Origin of the sequence: Veillonella parvula (genome assembly GCF_048309325.1) — a bacterium.
GTDB classification, from domain to species: Bacteria; Bacillota; Negativicutes; order Veillonellales; family Veillonellaceae; genus Veillonella; species Veillonella parvula_T.
On the sequence record NZ_DBFBTX010000005.1, the window covers coordinates 401,098 to 421,704 of the forward strand.

Annotated in this window: 14 protein-coding genes; 13 read left to right on the forward strand and 1 reads right to left on the reverse strand. The window is 39.8% G+C overall.

Going from position 1 to position 20,607, the window contains the following annotated elements; translation table 11 throughout:
* The first annotated feature begins 7 nt into the window (after positions 1 to 7).
* The 7 genes from ACMKPP_RS06695 to ACMKPP_RS06725 all read left to right on the forward strand — a co-directional run bounded on the left by ACMKPP_RS06695 (position 8) and on the right by ACMKPP_RS06725 (position 11,041).
* Positions 8 to 730 (forward strand): ABC transporter ATP-binding protein, encoded by a 723-nt coding sequence (locus ACMKPP_RS06695; protein ID WP_418369521.1) that lies wholly within the window; start codon positions 8 to 10, stop codon positions 728 to 730.
* Positions 723 to 1,934: an ABC transporter permease gene (locus ACMKPP_RS06700; RefSeq protein WP_278618137.1), complete on the forward strand. Its 1,212-nt coding sequence runs from the start codon at positions 723 to 725 to the stop codon at positions 1,932 to 1,934. The genes ACMKPP_RS06695 and ACMKPP_RS06700 overlap by 8 nt, the downstream gene beginning before the upstream one ends.
* 225 nt (positions 1,935 to 2,159) lie before the next feature.
* Positions 2,160 to 2,624: a PaaI family thioesterase gene (locus ACMKPP_RS06705; protein WP_077708498.1), complete on the forward strand. Its 465-nt coding sequence runs from the start codon at positions 2,160 to 2,162 to the stop codon at positions 2,622 to 2,624.
* Positions 2,625 to 2,660: 36 nt separating this feature from the next.
* Positions 2,661 to 3,683, forward strand: coding sequence for a phenylalanine--tRNA ligase subunit alpha (gene pheS / locus ACMKPP_RS06710; protein ID WP_279007591.1), 1,023 nt, complete (start codon positions 2,661 to 2,663; stop codon positions 3,681 to 3,683).
* Between the two features lie 9 nt (positions 3,684 to 3,692).
* Positions 3,693 to 6,137, forward strand: coding sequence for a phenylalanine--tRNA ligase subunit beta (pheT, locus tag ACMKPP_RS06715; protein ID WP_316603624.1), 2,445 nt, complete (start codon positions 3,693 to 3,695; stop codon positions 6,135 to 6,137).
* A gap of 88 nt (positions 6,138 to 6,225) precedes the next feature.
* Positions 6,226 to 8,649: a U32 family peptidase gene (locus ACMKPP_RS06720; RefSeq protein WP_279007594.1), complete on the forward strand. Its 2,424-nt coding sequence runs from the start codon at positions 6,226 to 6,228 to the stop codon at positions 8,647 to 8,649.
* Between the two features lie 13 nt (positions 8,650 to 8,662).
* Complete coding sequence (locus ACMKPP_RS06725) at positions 8,663 to 11,041, forward strand: endonuclease MutS2 (RefSeq protein ID WP_279007595.1); 2,379 nt, start codon at positions 8,663 to 8,665, stop codon at positions 11,039 to 11,041.
* 183 nt (positions 11,042 to 11,224) lie between these two features.
* Here the strand turns inward: ACMKPP_RS06725 and ACMKPP_RS06730 are convergent, their stop codons facing one another.
* Positions 11,225 to 13,315, reverse strand: a complete 2,091-nt coding sequence (locus ACMKPP_RS06730) for a transglycosylase domain-containing protein (RefSeq protein WP_279007597.1) — start codon at positions 13,313 to 13,315, stop codon at positions 11,225 to 11,227.
* Between the two features lie 162 nt (positions 13,316 to 13,477).
* On the opposite strand from ACMKPP_RS06730, the gene tyrS reads away from it, so the two are divergent.
* The 6 genes from tyrS (at position 13,478) to ACMKPP_RS06760 (ending at position 20,573) form a co-directional block, all read left to right on the forward strand.
* Positions 13,478 to 14,686, forward strand: a complete 1,209-nt coding sequence (gene tyrS, locus ACMKPP_RS06735) for a tyrosine--tRNA ligase (protein WP_418369522.1) — start codon at positions 13,478 to 13,480, stop codon at positions 14,684 to 14,686.
* 241 nt (positions 14,687 to 14,927) lie between these two features.
* Positions 14,928 to 15,569: an NUDIX hydrolase gene (locus ACMKPP_RS06740; protein WP_105093869.1), complete on the forward strand. Its 642-nt coding sequence runs from the start codon at positions 14,928 to 14,930 to the stop codon at positions 15,567 to 15,569.
* A 76-nt stretch (positions 15,570 to 15,645) separates the two neighbouring features.
* Complete coding sequence (gene ppsA, locus ACMKPP_RS06745; protein ID WP_279007602.1) at positions 15,646 to 18,027, forward strand: phosphoenolpyruvate synthase; 2,382 nt, start codon at positions 15,646 to 15,648, stop codon at positions 18,025 to 18,027.
* Positions 18,028 to 18,125: 98 nt separating this feature from the next.
* A complete protein-coding gene (locus ACMKPP_RS06750; protein ID WP_004696095.1) occupies positions 18,126 to 18,755 on the forward strand; it encodes a helix-turn-helix transcriptional regulator in 630 nt (209 codons plus the stop codon).
* 10 nt (positions 18,756 to 18,765) lie between these two features.
* Complete coding sequence (locus tag ACMKPP_RS06755; RefSeq protein ID WP_008601139.1) at positions 18,766 to 19,587, forward strand: pyruvate, water dikinase regulatory protein; 822 nt, start codon at positions 18,766 to 18,768, stop codon at positions 19,585 to 19,587.
* Positions 19,584 to 20,573: a deoxyguanosinetriphosphate triphosphohydrolase gene (locus ACMKPP_RS06760; protein ID WP_077708491.1), complete on the forward strand. Its 990-nt coding sequence runs from the start codon at positions 19,584 to 19,586 to the stop codon at positions 20,571 to 20,573. Before ACMKPP_RS06755 ends, ACMKPP_RS06760 begins: the two co-directional genes overlap by 4 nt.
* The last annotated feature ends 34 nt before the right edge of the window (positions 20,574 to 20,607 follow it).

Genomic DNA, 20,607 nt, shown 5'->3' on the forward strand with positions numbered 1-20,607 from the left:
GGTGCTTATGAACCAAACAGTAATTGACATACAAGGAATTACAAAAACCTATGTGAATGGCAAATTATCAGTACCTGTTCTACATGGCATTGATTTAGTTGTCAATAAGGGTGAATTTGTATCCATTATGGGACCATCTGGCTCAGGTAAATCAACCTTTATGAATATTCTCGGATGTTTGGACCGACCTACAACTGGTTCTTATCGACTCAATGGAGACGAGGTTGCTACCTTATCTGATGATGAACTTGCGTATGTGCGTAACAAACAGATCGGTTTTGTATTTCAAAGCTTTAATTTGTTGACAAAATTAACAGCCCTAGAAAATGTAGTGCTTCCTATGATTTATGCCGGTGTAAATAAAAAGATGCGCATTGAACGAGCTTCTCAATTATTACAGTCTGTCGGATTAGACGAGCGTATGGATCACTTGCCATCCGAGTTGTCTGGGGGGCAACGACAGCGTGTAGCGATTGCTCGTGCATTGGCGAATAATCCTGCTATTATTATGGCTGATGAACCGACAGGGAATCTCGACTCTAAGTCAACCATTGATGTTATGAATATATTTAGAGGTCTTCACGATGAAGGACGTACAATTCTTCTAGTTACACATGAACCTGATATTGCTACGTATGCGAGTCGTAATGTAGTCTTGAAAGATGGGATAATCGTAGAGGATTCGATCAATTCTAATATGACTCCTATAAAGGAGGTGCCTAATGTATAAAGAAAGTTTTCTAATGGCATGGGCTTCCTTGATTGCTAATAAATTGCGCTCCCTTTTGACCATGTTAGGTATCATTATCGGTGTAGCAGCTGTTATTGCCTTGGTATCTATCGGTAATGGGGTGAAGCAAGATATTGAGGATTCTATTTCTAGCTTAGGCTCTAACTTGTTGGTAGTTCTGCCAGGGGCGCCGCGGACGCCAGGTGCTAGATCTTCGCAGGGGTCCATGAAATCGTTGAAAATATCTGACTATGAAGCTATTGCTAAGTTAGAAGGTGTAAAAGCCGCCAGTCCTATGACAAATGGCTTTTATGTGGTGATTTATCAAAATAAAAACTGGACTACATCTGTTGCGGGGGTTAATGCTAACTTTCAGGACGTAAATAATTGGACTATGACATCTGGTCGATTTTTCTCCGATAAAAATGTTCAGAACCGAGAACGTGTAGCGGTTGTGGGACAAACGGTAGTAAAAAATTTGTTTGCTGATGAAGATCCTGTAGGCAAGGAAATCCGTGTTAAAAATATTCCATTCCGTGTCATTGGTGTTCTCAAAAGTAAAGGGAACGGAACCATGGGTAATGACCAAGACGATACGGTGTTAATTCCATATACAACATCAATGGAGCGCGTAGAGGGCATTGACTATCTTCGCAGGGTGTATGTTGTGGCTAAGGATGATGAGGGCATCGATCGTTTGCAGGCAGATATAGAGAACTTGTTGCGTGTTCGTCATAATATAAAAGATACAAATTTGGATGATTTTAATATTCAAAATATGAAATCTATTATGGAAACAGTGGCTCAGACGACGGGAACATTTACGTTATTCCTGGGGGCTGTTGCTGCGATTTCTCTAGTTGTAGGTGGCATTGGTATTATGAACATCATGCTTGTATCTGTAACGGAACGGACTCGAGAAATTGGTGTGCGTAAAGCTTTGGGGGCTACGTATAGCGTAATTGTTACGCAATTCTTAATAGAAGCCGTTGTAATCAGTTTGATAGGGGGCTTTATTGGTATTGCTTTCGGTATAGGAGCCTCAAAAGTAATCGGAATGGTATCTGGAATGAGTACAATTGTATCTGTTCCAACAATCATAATGTCCTTTGCCTTTTCCATGGCTATTGGTTTGATTTTTGGTATATACCCAGCCCGTAAAGCGGCTAAGCTCAATCCAATCGATGCATTGCATTATGAATAGTTTTGAATTTATAAATGTGTTTTCTTAAGAACATACCATATAATTAGATAGAGTTATTCGCATATGGTGCGTTGCATGATACAATATGTATGATGTAACGCACCATTTTTATATGTTTGTATTGAATTTTTACATTTAACTATAAAGATTTTCATACAGGTAATGTAATAGACTTAGTATTCAGATTAGTTAATCTATGAGTATGTATATAGAATGGAGAACCTTATGGCTACAACATTGTTAGAATATTTCAACGAATTACGAGATCAAAACCCATTTTCTTGGGTAAAAGATTCTGCGATTACAGCAGTGGAACCAGGTCATGCGGAAATGACATTGCAAACAAATGAAACAGATTACTGCAATTTTAGAGGGGATTTGCATGGTGCCGTATGTATTGGCTTAGCAGATAGTGTGATGGGGACTGCTTGTTTTACATTGGGAAAATCTGTTAGCACCATTGATCTTAATGGTAACTATGTGAAAGCTGTTAAGGGCGGTGCTGTATTGCGTGGTGTAGCCAATGTAGAGCACAACGGTAAAACTACTATGGTTGCTACCGCTCGTATTTATAATGAATTAGGTGAACTTGTTCACTTGGCACGGGGTACATTTTTTGTACTAGAAGAGAAGCCATTACCTGATTTACCATGGCGTTTTATTGAAGAAGATAACCCTGATTTGGTATAATATAAGTTAGACTTTTACAAATAGGAGGATGCTTGAATGGAACAAGAATTACAACGTATTAAGGCAGAAGCCCTTGATGCCATCAAAGGCGCTGCTAATCAACAAGCGTTGCAAGATATACGTGTTAAATATTTAGGTAAAAAAGGCGAGGTAACGGCTTTATTAAAAGGTCTTGGTAAATTATCTCCAGAAGAACGTCCTAAAGCGGGGGCCCTTGTTAATGCTGTTCGTGAAGCGTTAGAGGCTGAAATTGATACGGTTAAAGCTCGTATGGAAACTGCAGAGTTAAATGCTCGTTTAGAAAAAGAGCGCATCGATATTACATTACCTGGCCGTGCACAAAAAGCTGGTCATATCCATCCATTAACAAAGGTTAATGAAATGATTGAGGACTTCTTCATGAAAATGGGGTATACCGTTGAAGAAGGTCCAGAAGTAGAGCAAGATTACTACAACTTCGAATGCTTAAACTTGCCTAAAGACCATCCTGCACGTGATATGCAAGATTCCTTCTATATTACAGAAAACTTCTTATTGCGTACCCATACATCTCCAGTACAAGCTCGTACAATGCAACGTCATGAACCTAACAGCCCAATCCGTATGATTGCGCCTGGTAAGGTTTATCGTTGGGACTATGATGCAACACATTCCCCAGTATTCCATCAAGTGGAAGGCCTCATCATCGATGAGCATATTACATTTGCTGATTTGAAAGGCACATTAGAGTCCTTCTTGCGTCATATGTATGGGGATGAAACAAAGGTACGTTTCCGTACAAGCTTCTTCCCATTCACAGAACCATCTGCAGAAGTAGATATTTCCTGTGTAATGTGTGGTGGTGAAGGTTGCCGTGTATGTTCTCATACAGGTTGGCTTGAAATCTTAGGATGCGGTATGGTTCATCCGGATGTATTGCGTATTAATGGGTACGATCCTGAAAAGGTTAAAGGCTTTGCCTTTGGTATGGGCGTAGAACGTATTGCTATGCTTTTATATGGCATTAATGATTTACGTCTATTCTTTGAAGATGATGTACGATTCTTGGAACAATTTTAGGAGGAACTCATGAAAGCAAGTTTACAGTGGATGAACGAATACGTGCCTGTGGATATGAATCGTCCTGCTCAAGAATTGGCCGATGAATTAACACAAGCAGGGATTCCTGTAGAAGATGTCATTGCTATGGATAATGGCATTAAGAAAATTTATACTGGTAAAATCGTAGAAATTACGAAACATCCAGATGCAGATAAATTACAAGTATGTCAAGTTGAATGCCTTACTGAAGAAGGTGAGCCTGTTACAAAACAAATCGTAACAGCAGCAACAAATGTAGCGGTAGGTCAAATCGTACCTGTAGCGTACCATAAATCTCGCTTAGCTGATGGAACAGAAATTAAAAAAGGTAAATTGCGCGGCGAAGTATCTGAAGGCATGTTCTGTTCTGTTGCAGAATTTGGTATCTCCAGCGATTTAGTATTGCCAGAAGAAGCACAAGGTATTTATATCTTTCCTGAAGGCACACCAATCGGCCTTGATGTAAAAGACGTATTGGGCTTAAATGATACAGTGTATGAATTTGAATTGACTGCAAACCGTGCAGATTGCTTCTCCATGGTTGGCTTATCCCGCGAATTCGGCATGATGACAAATCAAAAAGCTTTATTCCCTGTTATCATGGTTAACGAAAATGGTGAGTCCATTGAAGGCAAAGCATCTGTATCTATTGAAGCTGATGATCTTTGTACACGATTCATGTCTCGTATCGTTACAGATGTAAAGGTTGAGCCATCTCCATTGTGGATGCAAAATCGTTTGCGTAACAGCGGTATTCGTCCTATTAATAATGTAGTAGACGTAACAAACTATGTTATGTTAGAACTTGGTCAACCTATGCATGCCTATGACTATGACCATGTAAAAGGTCATCAACTAGTGGCAAGACGTGCTAAAAATGGTGAAGTTCTTGTTACACTTGATGGTTCTGAACGTGAATTGAATGACTCTATGCTTATTATTGCTGATGCAGAACGCCCAGTAGGTGTAGCTGGTATCATGGGTGGCTTTGATAGCGAAGTAACAAATGAAACGACTACTGTTATGCTTGAAGCTGCTGTGTTTAATGGACCATCCATTCGCCGCACTGCAAAAGCGCTTGGTATGCGTTCTGAAGCATCTGGACGTTTTGAACGTGGCGTAAACCATAAATACACTGCCTATGCTATCGACAGAGCAGCACAGTTGTTGCAACAAATTTGCCCATCCTGTAAAGTTGACGTAGGCATTATCGATCTGTACAAGAACCCTGTAGAGCAACATACAGTTACTTTCACAGCAAAACAAATCAACGATTACTTGGGTACAAACATTGAAAAAGACGAAATGGTTCGCATTTTGACTGCCCTTGAATTCGTTTTAACTGAAGACGGGGACCAATTATCTGCCCTCGTTCCAACATGGCGCGGTGACGTAACAGTAATGCCTGATATCGCTGAAGAGGTAGCTCGTATTTATAACTATGATAATATTGCTCCTACAATTCCTGTAGCCGTATTGTCCTCTGGTGGTATGACGCCTAAGAAAGCTCTTACGAAAGAGGTAACACATACGTTAGCTAAATTGGGTATGACTCAAATCATTACATTTAGCTTTATGCATAAAGATGGCCTTTCCAATATGATGCTTCCTGAAGGGGATAGCCGTTATACAGCCATTCCAATTTTGAATCCTATTTCCGAAGAATTCCCTTATATGCGTACTACATTGGTGCCAGCTGTTATCGAAGCTGCGAAACGCAATATTGCGCAACAAAATAAGGATCTTTGGTTGTTTGAAACAGCGAATGTATATGAACCAAAAGCATTGCCTTTGACAGAGGTACCTCATGAACGCCCTATGGCTTGTGGTATCTTGATGGGCAAAGCAAACCAAGCTGGCTGGAATCAAGCAGAACGCACTACAGATTTCTATGATGTAAAAGGTATCGTAGATGCGTTGTTGGCTGAACTAGGTGTTAAAGGCTATGAAATTAATCGTGGCACTGAACCTTACTTCCACCCTGGTGTAAGTGCTCAATACGTAGTTGATGGTAAAATGATTGCTCAATATGGTGAATTACATCCACAAGTGAGCAAAAACTTTGATTTACCAGGAAAAGTATACATGTTTGAAATCGATTTGGAAGCAGTATTATCCTTAACGATTCCAGCATTCCGCTATACATCTTTCAGTAAATTCCCAGGTACTAGCCGTGACCTTGCTATTGTGGCACCTGTGTCCGTATCTAGTGGTGAAATTTTATCTATCATTAAAGAGCATGGTGGCGAATATTTAGAAAGTGCATCTATCTTCGACGTTTACGAAGGTGAACATATCGAAGCTGGTTACCGCAGTCTTGCATACAACTTGCAATTCCGCTCTATGGAAGGCACGTTGAATGATGAAGATATTGATGGTAACATTCAAGCTATTATCGATGCATTAGCAGAAATTAACTGCAGATTACGTTAATCTCAAGCAGTATATTGAAAGGGTTTACCATATGGTAAACCCTTTTAGTACTATAGTTATACCTTTAGTTAGGTAGAAAGGATTATCCATGGAATTATTGGCTCCTGCCGGTACGATGGAAAACTTTATAGCCGCTTTAGAATCTGGGGCTGATGCTATTTATCTTGGTGGCAAAGGCTTTAATGCTCGTGCTCATGCAGCAAACTTTGGCATTGAAGAACTGGCTGAGGCTATTCGTTTGGCTCATATTTTGGATGTGTCCGTATATGTAACCGTAAATATCCTCATAGGTGATTCCGAATTAAAGGATCTCGAGGCGTATTTGAAGGACTTAGAGCGCATCGGTGTGGATGCTATTATCGTTCAAGATTTAGCAGTTGCTAAATTGGCACAACGAGTGGCTCCTAAACTTCACTTACATGGCAGTACGCAGATGACGGCGGCTACATTAGATGCTGTTCGTTTTTATGAAAGCCTCGGTTTTACCCGTGTTGTATTGGCTCGTGAATTGAGCCTTCCTGAAATTGAACATATTTGTAAAAACTGTACAGCTGAAATCGAAGTCTTTGTACATGGTGCCTTATGTGTGTGCTATTCTGGTCAATGCTTGATGAGTTCCTTTATCGGTGGTCGTAGTGGTAACCGTGGTGCCTGCGCACAACCTTGCCGTTTGCCTTATGAACTATTGAATTCTTCTGGTACTAGTTTGCTACCTAAACACGAAGCCTATTTATTAAGTCCAAAGGATCTTAACTATAGTGAGCATATGAATGAGCTCGTAGCTGCTGGTGTTACGTCCTTTAAGGTAGAAGGGCGTATGAAAAAGGTTTCCTATGTGCGTCAAGTCATTGGGACCTATCGTCATATTTTAGATACGGCTCATATGGATGCTGCTGATGCCGATGCATTGGCGTCTGGGTTTAATCGTGGCTTCTCTACAGATTACTTAACAGACCATGTAGGGAAATCTATGATGACTGTTGTAGCTCCAAATAATCAAGGCAAATTAATTGGTAAAGCAGAGGTCAAAAAGGGACAAGTTCATTTATTCCTAACAGAACCGATTGAAAAAGGATCACTTTTAAAGGTAATGCAAGATTCTGGTAGTATTACGTATTATCAAATTGATCAGAATTGGTCCTTAATGGATGAAAAGCATTTTGTAGGCAAACCTGATGAAGGGTTTGCAGCGGGACAAGTATTTTTAGCATCTACGCCAAAATCTCAAAAGCAACGAGGCTTACAAGATTTCAGTGCTAAATTAGAGGTACATGGTTATCTATCTATTAATACAGACCGAGAACAACCTTGCACAGACCTTACCTTTGTATTAAATGATGGTCGTACTGTGACAGTATCTAATGAGTTTGATCCTGTTTATGCTAATAACAAACCGACTACATTAGAGAAGATTACAGACCAAGTAGGTAGATTAGGCAATACATTGTTTATGCTTGGCTCTATGTCTATCCCTGAAGGTCCGTATATGTGGCCAGCTAGTGTGTTAAATGCATTGCGTCGCGATGCTGTTGAGGCATTAGAAAACTTGTTAATTACAGACCATGAAACAGCTTGGGCTGAGCTGGCTGTAGAGCCTCAAGATATGTCATCTATGGTTGCGAAGGCTAAGGTTCAATATTCTGAGCCTATGGTGAGTGCTCGCGTTGATGAACTAGAGGCTGTGAAAGCAGCTATTGAAGGGGGCGCTAAGAAGATTATCTTCGGTGGTGACCGTTTACAACGTAAGCCTTATGAACTTAGCATCTACGAGCAGGTAGCTAAGCTTTGCAAAGATCATAATGTACTTTGTGTATTTGCTACCCCTCGTGTCGTGAAAGATGATGAAGTAAAGGCGTATATGAATACGCTTAAGACTATGGTAGAGGCTAAACCGGATAGCATTTCTATTCACGTCCCACAAGCATTATTGTGGCTCCGTGATTTAGGGTATACCGGTGCTGTTGAAGCCGATACAGGTCTTAATATATTTAATGGCTCTGCACTACAAGTATGGCAAGACTTTAATATGAGTAGCATAGCGCCATCCTTAGAGTTAACCTTGACGCAACTCGTAAGCTTACAAAAATCTACTAATTTGCCATTAGAGGTTATGGTTCATGGCTATACGGAAATGATGATTTCTGAATACTGTGCCATCGCTAGCTTTGTAGGGACTGGTAAAAAGGAAAATTGCCCTATGCCGTGTGTAAAGGAAGATTACGCATTAAAGGACCGTAAAGGGGAAGTGTTCCCACTTCGTACGGATCCGTATTGCCGTATGCACATCATGAACAGTCATGAAATGGATATGCGCGCGTATGTGCCAGAGTTACATCGAAAAGGGCTACATATTTTGCGCATCGATGGACGTCATATGAATCCAAAGAGATTGCGTATTATCGTAGCAGATTATGTATCCATTCAAAATGGAACAAAAGAGGCTCCTCCTAAAAGTGTAGGCAAGGATGATACGCCTATTACAAGGGGCCACTATTTTAGAGGTATTTTATAAAAGAGGTAGTACATTGTTTAACGAAGATGTATTAGACTTTCACCATATAAAAGAACAATTACAACAATATTGTAGTTCTACCATTGCTAAAGAATTAGCCATGCACATCGAACCTATGACAGATGCAAAAGCCATTCAAGAGAACCTTGATGAAACGGCAGAAGCCATGCGTTCTTTGCAAACTGAGGTAGAACAACCGTTAGGCGGTACGCGAGATATTCGTGAGTCCTGTAAGAAGAGTCGTAAAGACTTTGTCCTTACTCGTGAAGCATTGTGGGATATTTATTTAACCATTGGTGCTTATAAACGCATGACAAAGTTCTTTAGAACGAAATATATGGAATATCCATTGCTATCCTTATGGGTACAGGATATGCCAAATACAGATCGCATTGAAAATCGCTTTAAACGCGTCTTTGATGAAAAAGGGGAATTGCTTGATACAGCATCTCCTAAGTTGGCGAGCCTAAGAAATACGATTATCAAAACTCGGGAAAAGATCAAAAATGATATTCAAGCTATCTTACACGACAAGGATAATCAGAAGTATTTCCAAGAAACGATCATTACACAGCGTAATAATCGCTATGTAATCCCTGTAAAACAGGAATATCGCCAATATTTTGATGGTCTTATTCACGACCGTTCTGCAACGGGTCAAACACTCTATATTGAACCGATGCGCTTGGTGAATCTAAATAATGAATTACAAGAGGCTTTGATTGGTGAAGAGCAAGAGGTATTGCGTATTTACCGTGAATTATCAGCCCTTGTAAAACAACATAGTAATGATTTGATGGATGCTTGTGAAAAGGTATCCCATATCGAATTTGTATATGGTAAGGCGAGCCTTGCTATTTCTTATAAGGGTGTACCGGCCATCTTGAGTACTGATAGAAATGTCAATCTCATGAGAGCTCGTCATCCATTAATCCCACCGAATGTGGTAGTGCCTACAAATATTCAATTAGGTACATCGTATCGTATTTTATTGATTACTGGTTCTAATACAGGTGGTAAAACAGTATCCCTTAAAACATTAGGGCTATTGAGTTTAATGAACCAATGTGGTTTATTTATTCCTGCTGATCACGGATCCATGTTGCCAATATTCCATAATGTCTTTGCCGATATTGGGGACGAGCAAAGTATTGAAGCTAGCTTAAGTACGTTCTCCGCTCATATGACACAAGTTATTTCTATCATTAAACATTGTGGTCCAAATGATTTGGTATTACTCGATGAGCTTGGATCTGGTACTGATCCAGAAGAAGGTAGTGCGCTTGCAGTATCTATCCTTGAGTTCTTCCGTAAAAAAGGCGCTCTCATGATGGTAAGTACCCATTATAATGAGCTTAAAAATTATGCATACCACACGGAAGGTATTGAAAATGGCCATGTAGAGTTTGATGAGCGTACATTAAAACCAACGTATCGACTCCATATCGGCGTAGCCGGTAGTAGCCATGCATTGAGTATTGCGGCTCGTTTAGGCTTACCAAAAGACATCGTAACACGTGCTGCAGAGTATAAATCTCAATTTGGTAGTCATGAAATGGAAGAGGTTCTTTCAGATTTGAATGAACAGCTTCGTAAAGCATCTGAACGGGAAAGAGCCTTAAAGAAAGAGCTAGATGAAACACGTCGTATGCGTGGTCAATTAGAGAAGGAAAAGAAACAGTTTAATGAAAAACGTAAACAAATCTTAGCCAAAGCTCAAGCTGATGCAGAATCTATGAAACGTAGTTTACGCGTTGAAGGAGAAGCGATTATCAAGCAATTGAAAGCGCAATTCTCTGAAACAAATAAAGATAAGCGTCAATCTGCCATCAATGCAGCTCGTAAGGGCATCTCTAATGTGCATGTGCCAGAAGCTCCAGTAGATGATGATCGTAAGTCCTTGACAGCAGATGCTATTAAGGTGGGCCAAGCTGTATATGTTACGTCATTGCGCTCATTAGGTACTGTATTGTCTATCAATGGTAATCGAGTGAATGTAGATATTAATGGATTAACAGCTACTGTAAAGGTTAGCGAATTACAATCTACTACACGTGAAGAAGGCAATAAGCTGGCTCGTGAACAAAAGGCATCCATGCCTAAGACACGAAAACGTATGGGGGGCTCTGCCGTACAACGCCAAAAAGAGGTTCGTACTGAAATCAATATTCTTGGACAAACGGTAGATGAAGCGACAGTTTCTGTTGGTAGATTTATTGACCAAGCTTTACTTGGTGGTGTTAATCAAGTGCGCATTATTCACGGTAAGGGGACTGGCGCATTACGAGAAGGTGTACATCAATATTTGCGTACCTTACCGCATGTAGCTCATTTTGAAACGGCAGGCTATGATGAAGGTGGTGCAGGAGCTACCAATGTAGTTCTGAAATAAAGCTACACAATAGTGATATAGTTATAGATAATACAGTAAATTATTATCGTATATCAAATTGGTTATGGGGTATAGCCATATACATATATAGAAATAGAAGAGGTAGTAAGTTCTTAGAACTTACTACCTTTTTACGTAAAAGAAAGGAGCGGAACACATGTTCCGCTCCTTTAGAGTATTAGATTAACGATCTTTTTTACTAGACTTTTTACTTTTCGATGAATTAGATTTCTGTTCAGTTGCATCATCTTTTGAGCCACTGTCATCTTTTACAGCTTCATCTTTTGACTTGTCTTTATCGTCTTTTTTGTCTGCTTTTTCGTCCTTAGCAGCGTCTTTTTTAGGCTGTGCTTTTACAGGATTATAATAACCTTCAGAAACAGCTGATTGAGCGCTAGCAGGAACGGAGAAGTCAGAAGCAGGGGTATTGGCAAGCGCATTTGCCATGAATTGGCCCCACATAATAGCAGGTGTGTCACCACCGGTCATGCCTCGTAATGTTTCCGAGCCATAGTCATCACCAATCCAAACGGCAGCTACTAAATCAGGCGTGTAACCAACGAACCAAGCATCCTTGGAATCATCTGTTGTACCAGTTTTGCCTGCTGCAGGACGACCGATTGCGGCATTACCGCCAGTACCGCCATTTATAACAGATTCTAGCATATTAGTCATGATGGCCGCATCTTTTTCATCAATAACACGTTTTTCTTGGATGGAGTTTTCTTCCACAACTTGACCATTGCGGTCTACAATTTTAACGATTGCCGTAGGTTGAACTTTGATACCACCATTAGCGAGTACACCATAAGCTTGAACCATTTCAAGAGGTGTTACACCATGAGTTAAACCACCAAGTGCAGTAGACAAGTTATTATCTTGATCAGTTAGAGTAGAGATACCCATTTCTTTAGCAAGTTTAATAATCTTAGACATGCCTACTTCATCAGCAATTTTTACGGCAGCTACGTTACGAGAATGTTGTAATGCATAGCGGTATGTAATGCTACCTACGAAGTCATTTTCATAGTTTTTAGGGCTCCAGTTACCAAATGTAACAGGGCTATCATCTACGATAGAACCAGGAGTTTTACCAGATTGAATAGCTGCCAAATATACAAATGGTTTCATAGCGGAACCTGGTTGACGTTCTGCTTGTGTAGCACGGTTAAATGCATCATCACCACGGCCACCAACCATAGCCATAATGTAACCATTATGAGGGTTCATAGCTACGATAGCACCTTGTGGTTGATGTAAACCATTGCTATCTGTGTAGTAGTTAGGCAAGTTTTGCATTGCTGCTACAGCTGCATTTTGTGCATCCATATCGAGAGTAGTATAAATTTTTAAACCATCTTTATAGATTGCATCGTCACCATATTTTTCAGAAACTTGTGCAATAACATAGTTAATGAAGTAAGACGCATTAGATTTTTCATGCGTTTGTTCTTGTTTTGCCACTAAGCCTAAATCTGCTTGACGCGCTTCATCAGCTTGCTCTTGTGTAATGTATCCGTATTTAACCATTTGGCCTAATACAACGGCTTGACGTTTTTTACTAGCTTCCAAATCATTGAATGGAGAGTAGTAGTTAGGACTTTGTGGTAAGCCCGCAATGAGCGCTGCTTGAGCAAGCGTTAATTGGCTAGCATCCTTACCAAAGTACACATGAGCTGCAGATTGTACACCGTATGCACCTTGACCAAAGTAAATTTGGTTCATGTACATTTCTAGGATTTCATCCTTAGTGTAGTGTTGTTCAATTTTTAGTGCTAGTAATGCTTCAGAAATTTTACGTTTAAATGTTCTGTCTTGAGACAAGAATGCATTACGCGCTAACTGTTGAGTGATAGTAGAACCACCTTCAGATACGCCACTATGAACAAGGTTAACCCATACAGCACGTAAGATACCAACTGGGTCGATACCGTGATGGGAGTAGAAGCGAGAGTCCTCAGTAGCAACAAAGGCATTTTGTAAATCCTTTGGTACATCTTTTAAAGGTACTGGTAATCGATTCTCTGTGGAATGAACCGTTGTGATGAGATTACCGTGCACATCGTAAATTTGAGACGATGCGGAAGGACGTACATTGGATACATCTGGTAGGTTAGACAGTGTGGCACTGATAAAACCACAGCCACCTCCGGCTACGATGAGTATAAGGAGAAGGGCACAAATCCAAAATAGACGCTTTGGACTTGTTTTCTTCGGTGTAGAGCCGCTACCGTTAGAACGGCGGCTGCTTCTCGCATTTGAGTTATTACTCATAGAGTCACCTCTTTTTTCTTTTGTTAGTAAATATAACGTAAATTCTATTACGCAGTTATAGATATTATATCATAAATGGCTTAAAACCAATACTATATATATAATTGTGAAAGTTTTTAGATAATGGTATACTAAAACAATAGTATTTCGAGGAGGATTATCATGGTTAGTGCTCAAGAACAAGTACGCCAAATTAAACACGGCGTAGCAGATTTAATTAATGAACAAGATCTTGTAAAGAAAATAGAAAAATCCATTAAGGAAAATAAACCGTTAGTTGTAAAACTAGGTTTGGACCCAACAGCGCCAGATATTCATTTGGGTCATACTGTACCACTTCGTAAATTACGTTTGTTCCAAGAATTTGGTCATCAAGTAGTGATTGTTATCGGTGGTTTCACTGCACGTATTGGTGATCCTACTGGTAAAAGCGCAACTCGTCCACCACTTACAAAAGAAGAAGTATTGAAAAATGCTGAAACTTATAAAACACAAATCTTCAAAGTGTTGGATCCTGAAAAAACTATCGTTCGCGACAACAGTGAATGGCTTGAATCCATGAATTTTGCTGATGTTCTACGTTTGGCAAGTTCTTACACTGTAGCGCGTATGATGGAACGTGATGATTTCAATAAACGCTTTAAAGAAGGTCGTGCTATTGGTGTTCATGAGTTTATGTATCCATTGATGCAAGGTCAAGATTCTGTAGCATTACATGCTGATGTTGAATTTGGTGGTACAGACCAAACTTTTAACTTGTTAATGGGCCGTCATTTACAAGAATTAGAAGGTCAAGAACCTCAAGTTGTTATCACAATGCCATTGCTTGAAGGCCTTGACGGTGTTCAAAAAATGAGTAAATCTTTAGGCAATTACATCGGTATCGACGAAGAACCTAAAGAAATGTACGGTAAAGCAATGTCTATTCCTGATGAATTGATGATGCGCTACTTCATGCTCGTTACAGATATGCCAATTGAAGAACAAGAGGACATGAAAAAACGTCTTGAAAGTGGTGAATTACATCCACGTGACGCTAAAATGCAATTAGCTCGTACCATTGTTCGTTTGTACCATGGTGAAGAGGCTGCTCTTGAGGCAGAAGAAGAATTCAAACGTGTATTCCAACAACGCGCATTACCTACAGATATTCCTGAATACGCTATGGATGCGCCAACAGAACCAATCTTTGTACCACAATTCTGTACAGATGCTGGTTTGACTGCCTCTAATGGTGAAGCACGTCGCTCCATTAAAGCTGGTGCTTTTAAAGTAAATGGAGAAAAATATACAGAAGAAAACCTTACCCTTGAAGAGGGCATGATCGTTCAAGTAGGTAAGCGTAAATTTATAAAAATTAAATTTAACTAATATAAAACTGTGATGGGGTAGAAACCTCATCACAGTTTTTTTGTCCATTTTCTTTATAAGATTTTCCTCTATTGTATCTATTAATAGTAACTCCAAAATTTAGGTACAAGTTAATGTATAATGAATATAAAAGATGAATATAAAAGATAAATATAAAAGATAAATATAAAATACTAATTTGATACATAAAAGATTTATATGGATATTGTATAAATTTTACTATAAAGTAAGAGGACTATATATGGACAAGAAACTATCTAATTTCCTAGAAAAACGAGAACATACTGTTCTTACCGACATTGATGTTATAACTGCGGCCGTAGCAGTACCATTACTAGAAATCGATGGGGAAGATCACGTAGTATTTACTGTACGCAGTAATAAGCTACGCCGTCAGCCTGGTGAAATTAGCTTTCCTGGTGGCCACTGTGAACCTAATGATAAAAGCAGTGCCCATGCTGCCATGCGTGAGTGCTCTGAAGAATTGGGCATAGATTTAGATCAAATTGAATTACTTGGTAATTTAGACTGTCTCGTATCTGCGATAGGTGTCAAATTATATGCTGTAGCCGTACGTTTACATACAAGTGATTTAAAACCAAATCCTGATGAAGTAGGAGAGGTATTCACCGTTCCATTACAATATCTATTAGACATGGAGCCAACTGTAGGTCATCTAGATATAGCTACAAGACCGTTAAAGGACTTTCCATTCCATTTATTAGAAGGCTACAACATTGACTGGAAAATTAGACAAAACTACTCCGTCTATTTCTATCCCTATGAACAATACACCATATGGGGACTAACGGGGCGAGTGCTGAAAAACTTTTTAGATATATATAGGGAGATTTATTTGCATAATAACCCTCATATAAATTGACAGATTTTAAATTAAGGTATACTATTTATGTGTAAAAGGTTTAATGTGTTGCACTAATTGACTAGGAGGTTCTCACATGAATCGCGAAACAGCATACGTACTTTGGTTTGATGAATTACAACGTGAAGATGTTAATTTAGTTGGTGGTAAATCTTCTTCCTTAGGGGAATTGACATCCTCCACTAATGTACCTGTACCTTACGGTTTTGCTACAACTGCTCATGGTTATCGTGAGTTTATGAAAGCAACAGGTTTGGAAGATAAAATCCGCGCTGAACTTGATGCGTTAGATGATGTAGAAAATTCTGCATTATTGCGTGAAGTATGTGCTAAAATTCGCCGCATGATTTGCGAAGAAGAAATGCCAAAAGAATTGGCAGATGCTATCCGTCATGCTTATGAAGAACTTGGTAAAAAAGTAAACGAAGAAAATCCATTCGTAGCAGTTCGTTCTAGTGCAACAGCAGAAGACTTGCCAGATGCAAGCTTTGCAGGCCAACAAGATACATATTTAAATGTACGTGGTGCTGACGTTATCATCGAGAAAGTAAAAGAATGCTATGCATCTACTTTCACAGATCGTGCAACATACTACCGTGTAAAACAAGGTTTCGATCATATGACAGTAGCATTGAGTGCTGCCGTTCAAATGATGGTATTCTCTAAAGCCGCTGGCGTAATGTTCACTGTTGACCTTGTAACAGGCAATGATAACAATATTCTTATTGAAGGCTCTTGGGGTCTTGGTGAATATGTTGTACAAGGTACGGTTACACCAGATAATTTCCGTGTGGATAAAGAAAAGATGGAAATTACGGACCGTATGATTAACGATAAACATGTTCGCCTTGTTCGTAAAGCCGATGGTGACTGTGTTGAAGAAGTGGTGCCAGCTGACGAAGCAAAACAACAAGTTATTACAGATGCTCAAGTTTTGGAACTTGCAGAATATGCAAAAGCAATTGAAAAGCATTATGGTTGCTACATGGATATGGAATGGGGCGTAGATGAACGCAATGACAAGATTTGGATCTTGCAAGCTCGTCCAGAAACAGTTTGGTCCCGCAAAGAAAAATCAGAAACGTCCGAAAAAGCTAGCACATTAGATGCAGGTAATCGTGATATTATTGTAAAAGGTTTGCCAGCATCCCCTGGTAATGCAGCAGGTAAAGCTCACGTTATCATCAATCCTGAGGATATCGATGAGTTCAAAGAAGGCGAAATTCTTGTTACAGCTATGACAGCTCCTGACTGGGTGCCAGCCATGAAAAAGGCAAAAGCAATTGTTACTGACGCTGGTGGTATGACTTGTCATGCGTCTATCGTTAGCCGTGAGCTTGGTATTCCTTGTATCGTAGGTACTAAGAGCCGTAGTCATGAAGCGACTACCTCTATTAAAGATGGTCAAATGATTACCGTTGATGCTACAAATGGTATCGTATATGATGGCGTATTAGAAGATATCGTTAAAAAGCCTGAAGCTCAAGTTTCTACAGGGGCAGCAGCTGAATATGTGCCTGTAACAGGCACTAAGATTTATATGAACTTAGGTGATCCTGATTTGGCCCAAAAATATGGTGTACTACCATGTGATGGCATCGGTCTCATGCGTGAAGAGTTCATTTGGACAACCTTTATTCATGAACATCCATTGCACCTTATCGAAACAGGGCGCAGTGACTTTGCTGTAAATACATTGGCGGAAGGTATGCGTAAAGTATGCCAAGCATTAGCCCCTCGCCAAGTAGTAGTTCGTTTGAGCGACTTTAAATCTAGTGAATACCGTGACCTTAAAGGTGGCGATAAATATGAACCGCATGAATCCAGTGCATTACTTGGCTGGCGTGGCGCATCTCGCTACTATGATCCTAAGTACACACCTGCTTTCAAATTAGAATTAGAAGCAATCAAAAAAGTGCGTAACGAATTTGGTTTCAAAAATCTACAAGTTATGATTCCATTCTGCCGTACTGTGGAAGAAGCTGAATTAGTAACTAACTTAATGGCTCAAGAAGGTCTTGCACGCAGCAAAGACTTTAAAGTATGGCTCATGGCTGAGATCCCATCCAATATTATCTTAGCTGATCAATTTAATAAATATGTAGATGGTTATTCTATCGGTTCTAACGATTTGACTATGCTTGTACTCGGTTGTGATCGCGATAACGAAACAGTTCAACATATCTATGATGAACGTAATTTAGCAGTTCGCAGAGCAATTCGTCACCTCATTGAGGTGGCCCATAAAGATGGTAAAACTGTATCTATCTGTGGCCAAGCGCCAAGCGTATATCCTGAACTTTGCGAATTCCTTGTGAAGAGTGGTATCGACTCTATTTCTGTTAACCCAGATGCAGTAGTTAATACTAAGAAAATGGTGGCTCAAATCGAACAACGAATTATGCTCGATGCTATGACTGGTCGTGGTCGTCAAGAATCTGACGAACTAATTTGGTAATAATATAGTTATGGTGAAAGAGGAGGCCTGTGGGTCTCCTCTTTTTCTGAATGGTAACTTAGGATATAATACAAACAGAGATGAAAGGGGGTTACCGTGTGAAACTGTCGAAACGACAAGAACAAATTGCTCAAATCGTTCGCGAAGAAGGTCCTGTAACAGGTAGTGCCATTGCTGAACATTTAGAGGTCACAAGATCTGCGTTGCGCTCAGATTTATCTGTATTGACCATGTTAGGTGTGTTAGATGCACGTCCAAACGTAGGCTATTACTATGTTGGACTTTCAAAGGAAACACAAACGGCTGAGCGATTAAAGTCATTTCTGGTAAGTGATGTATTATCTCAAGCAGTTGTGGTCAATGGGGATACGAGTTTGTATGATACAATTGTCACATTATTTACAGAGGATGTAGGTACTATATTAGTGTGTGATGGTTCATACCTAGTAGGTGTGGTATCTCGAAAAGATTTACTACGCGCCTCTATGGGACAAACAGATTCGCATACCATGCCTATATCTATGATTATGACCCCTGTAAGCAAGGTTATAGCGGTGGAGCCTACTGATACTTTGGTAGAGGCTGCACAGAAAATGATAGATTATGAAGTAGATTGTTTACCTGTCGTCGCTCGTGAGGATGTGGGTAACAAGAAGCGTTTAAAGGTTGTGGGCCGTGTATCAAAAACGACGGTAGCAAAAGTATTTTTAGAATGTAGCATACACTGAGGTTGATAGAATGGCAGAAAAAATTATTTATGCAATATCGGATTCTCTGGGGGAAACTGCTGAGGCTGTAGCGAGAGCTACGGCGAGTCAATATGATAAGGAGCAAATTGAAATTGTCCGTGTTCCCTATATTGATAGTGAAAGCCAAATTGATGAGGTCATAGACGACGCAAAACGTGGGAATCATGTTATTTGCCATACCATTGTGTCTGCGTCTTTACGTAAGTATTTGCATGAGAAGGTGGCTGAATATAATATTCCGGCTGTGGATATCATGGGGCCTGTTCTCGATGCAGTTGGTACTATCGCAACTACTAAACCTCGCATGACAGCAGGTATGGTTCATAAGCTCGACCAAGAGTATTTTAAAAAGGTTGAAGCTATTGAGTTTGCCGTGAAATATGACGATGGTAAAAATCCATCTGGTTTTGAAAAGGCCGACATAGTTATTATTGGTGTATCTAGAACTAGTAAGACACCATTGTCCATGTTCTTGGCGTACAAAAAGATTAAAGCCGCAAATTTGCCACTAGTTCCAGAGGTACCGTTGCCAGAGGAATTGTTCAAGATTCCGGCAAAAAAAATCGTGGGCCTTATTATAGATCCATACAAATTAAATAATATTCGTAGTGAACGTTTACGCGCTATCGGTCTTGAAGACGAAGCAAATTATGCATCTATTGAGCGTATTCAATCTGAATTGGATTATGCAAAGGCTATTATGCGTCGTTTGCACTGCCAAGTGTTAGATGTTTCTAATAAATCCATTGAAGAAACAGCTTCTCTTGTCATGCAATTGATTGATAAAAATCGCGCGTCGGAGGGTAAATGAATATACGTGAACAAATAGAGGAGAGGGAGGTTTTGTTTCTGTCTCCCTATGCTGCTAAAAGCCGCGATGCAATCCGTGATATAGAAGAAAAGCCTGATCCACTTAGAACCGCGTTTCAACGCGATCGGGATCGCATCATTCATAGTAAATGTTTTAGACGGTTAAAGCATAAGACACAGGTATATATTGCGCCAGGTGACCATTATCGGACACGCATGACTCATACCCTTGAGGTAGGTCAAATCGGTCGTACTGTGGCTCGTGCATTACGTTTAAATGAAGACCTTGTGGAAGCTATTGCCATGGGTCATGATGTGGGACATACACCATTTGGTCATGTAGGTGAATATGCATTGCGAGATATGGTGGGGCACTTTAATCATAATGAGCAAAGTTTACGCATGGTTGAGGTATTAGAAAGACATGGTGATCATCAAGGACTCAATTTAACCACCGCTGTTCGAGATGGCATCGTAGGTCACACAGGAGCTACAATTCCTGTGACCTTGGAAGGTCAAATTATTCGTATTGTAGACCGTATTGCGTATTTGTGCCATGATTTTGATGATGCACAGCGAGCAGGTATGTTGACGGCAGAGGCGTTGCCTTTTGAAGTGCGCGAACATTTTGGTATGACTCCATCCAGTATGATTACTGCAATGGTAGAGGATATGGTACGGGAATCCTTGGATAAGCCAGCTATATCTATGTCTGCTGATGTGGAAATGACGATGAATCTATTCCGTCAATTTATGTTTAAACATGTATATTTGGCACCAGCTTTAATTCCGGATCGCAAAAAGGCATCCCATGTGGTGAAAAATCTATTTACTCACTTCATGGAACACCCTGATGATATGGAAGGCTGTGAAACAGGTAAAGCGTTTTACTCTACACGTGATGTAGTTGATTATGTAGCAGGCTTAACAGATCAATATGCTATTAAGTTATTTAAGCAATATTATATTCCAAATATTACATTATAAATAACAAAAAAAGCAGTTAGTTCAAAATGAACTA

Excerpts from the sequence above, each read along its gene's own strand:
- ACMKPP_RS06760 (WP_077708491.1), top strand. The coding sequence starts at position 19,584 with ATGAATATACGTGAACAAATAGAGGAGAGGGAGGTTTTGTTTCTGTCT.
- ACMKPP_RS06740 (WP_105093869.1), top strand. The coding sequence starts at position 14,928 with ATGGACAAGAAACTATCTAATTTCCTAGAAAAACGAGAACATACTGTT.
- ACMKPP_RS06705 (WP_077708498.1), top strand. The coding sequence starts at position 2,160 with ATGGCTACAACATTGTTAGAATATTTCAACGAATTACGAGATCAAAAC.
- ppsA (WP_279007602.1), top strand. The coding sequence starts at position 15,646 with ATGAATCGCGAAACAGCATACGTACTTTGGTTTGATGAATTACAACGT.
- tyrS (WP_418369522.1), top strand. The coding sequence starts at position 13,478 with ATGGTTAGTGCTCAAGAACAAGTACGCCAAATTAAACACGGCGTAGCA.
- pheS (WP_279007591.1), top strand. The coding sequence starts at position 2,661 with ATGGAACAAGAATTACAACGTATTAAGGCAGAAGCCCTTGATGCCATC.
- ACMKPP_RS06730 (WP_279007597.1), bottom strand. The coding sequence starts at position 13,315 with ATGAGTAATAACTCAAATGCGAGAAGCAGCCGCCGTTCTAACGGTAGC.
- ACMKPP_RS06755 (WP_008601139.1), top strand. The coding sequence starts at position 18,766 with ATGGCAGAAAAAATTATTTATGCAATATCGGATTCTCTGGGGGAAACT.
- ACMKPP_RS06720 (WP_279007594.1), top strand. The coding sequence starts at position 6,226 with ATGGAATTATTGGCTCCTGCCGGTACGATGGAAAACTTTATAGCCGCT.
- ACMKPP_RS06695 (WP_418369521.1), top strand. The coding sequence starts at position 8 with ATGAACCAAACAGTAATTGACATACAAGGAATTACAAAAACCTATGTG.
- pheT (WP_316603624.1), top strand. The coding sequence starts at position 3,693 with ATGAAAGCAAGTTTACAGTGGATGAACGAATACGTGCCTGTGGATATG.
- ACMKPP_RS06700 (WP_278618137.1), top strand. The coding sequence starts at position 723 with ATGTATAAAGAAAGTTTTCTAATGGCATGGGCTTCCTTGATTGCTAAT.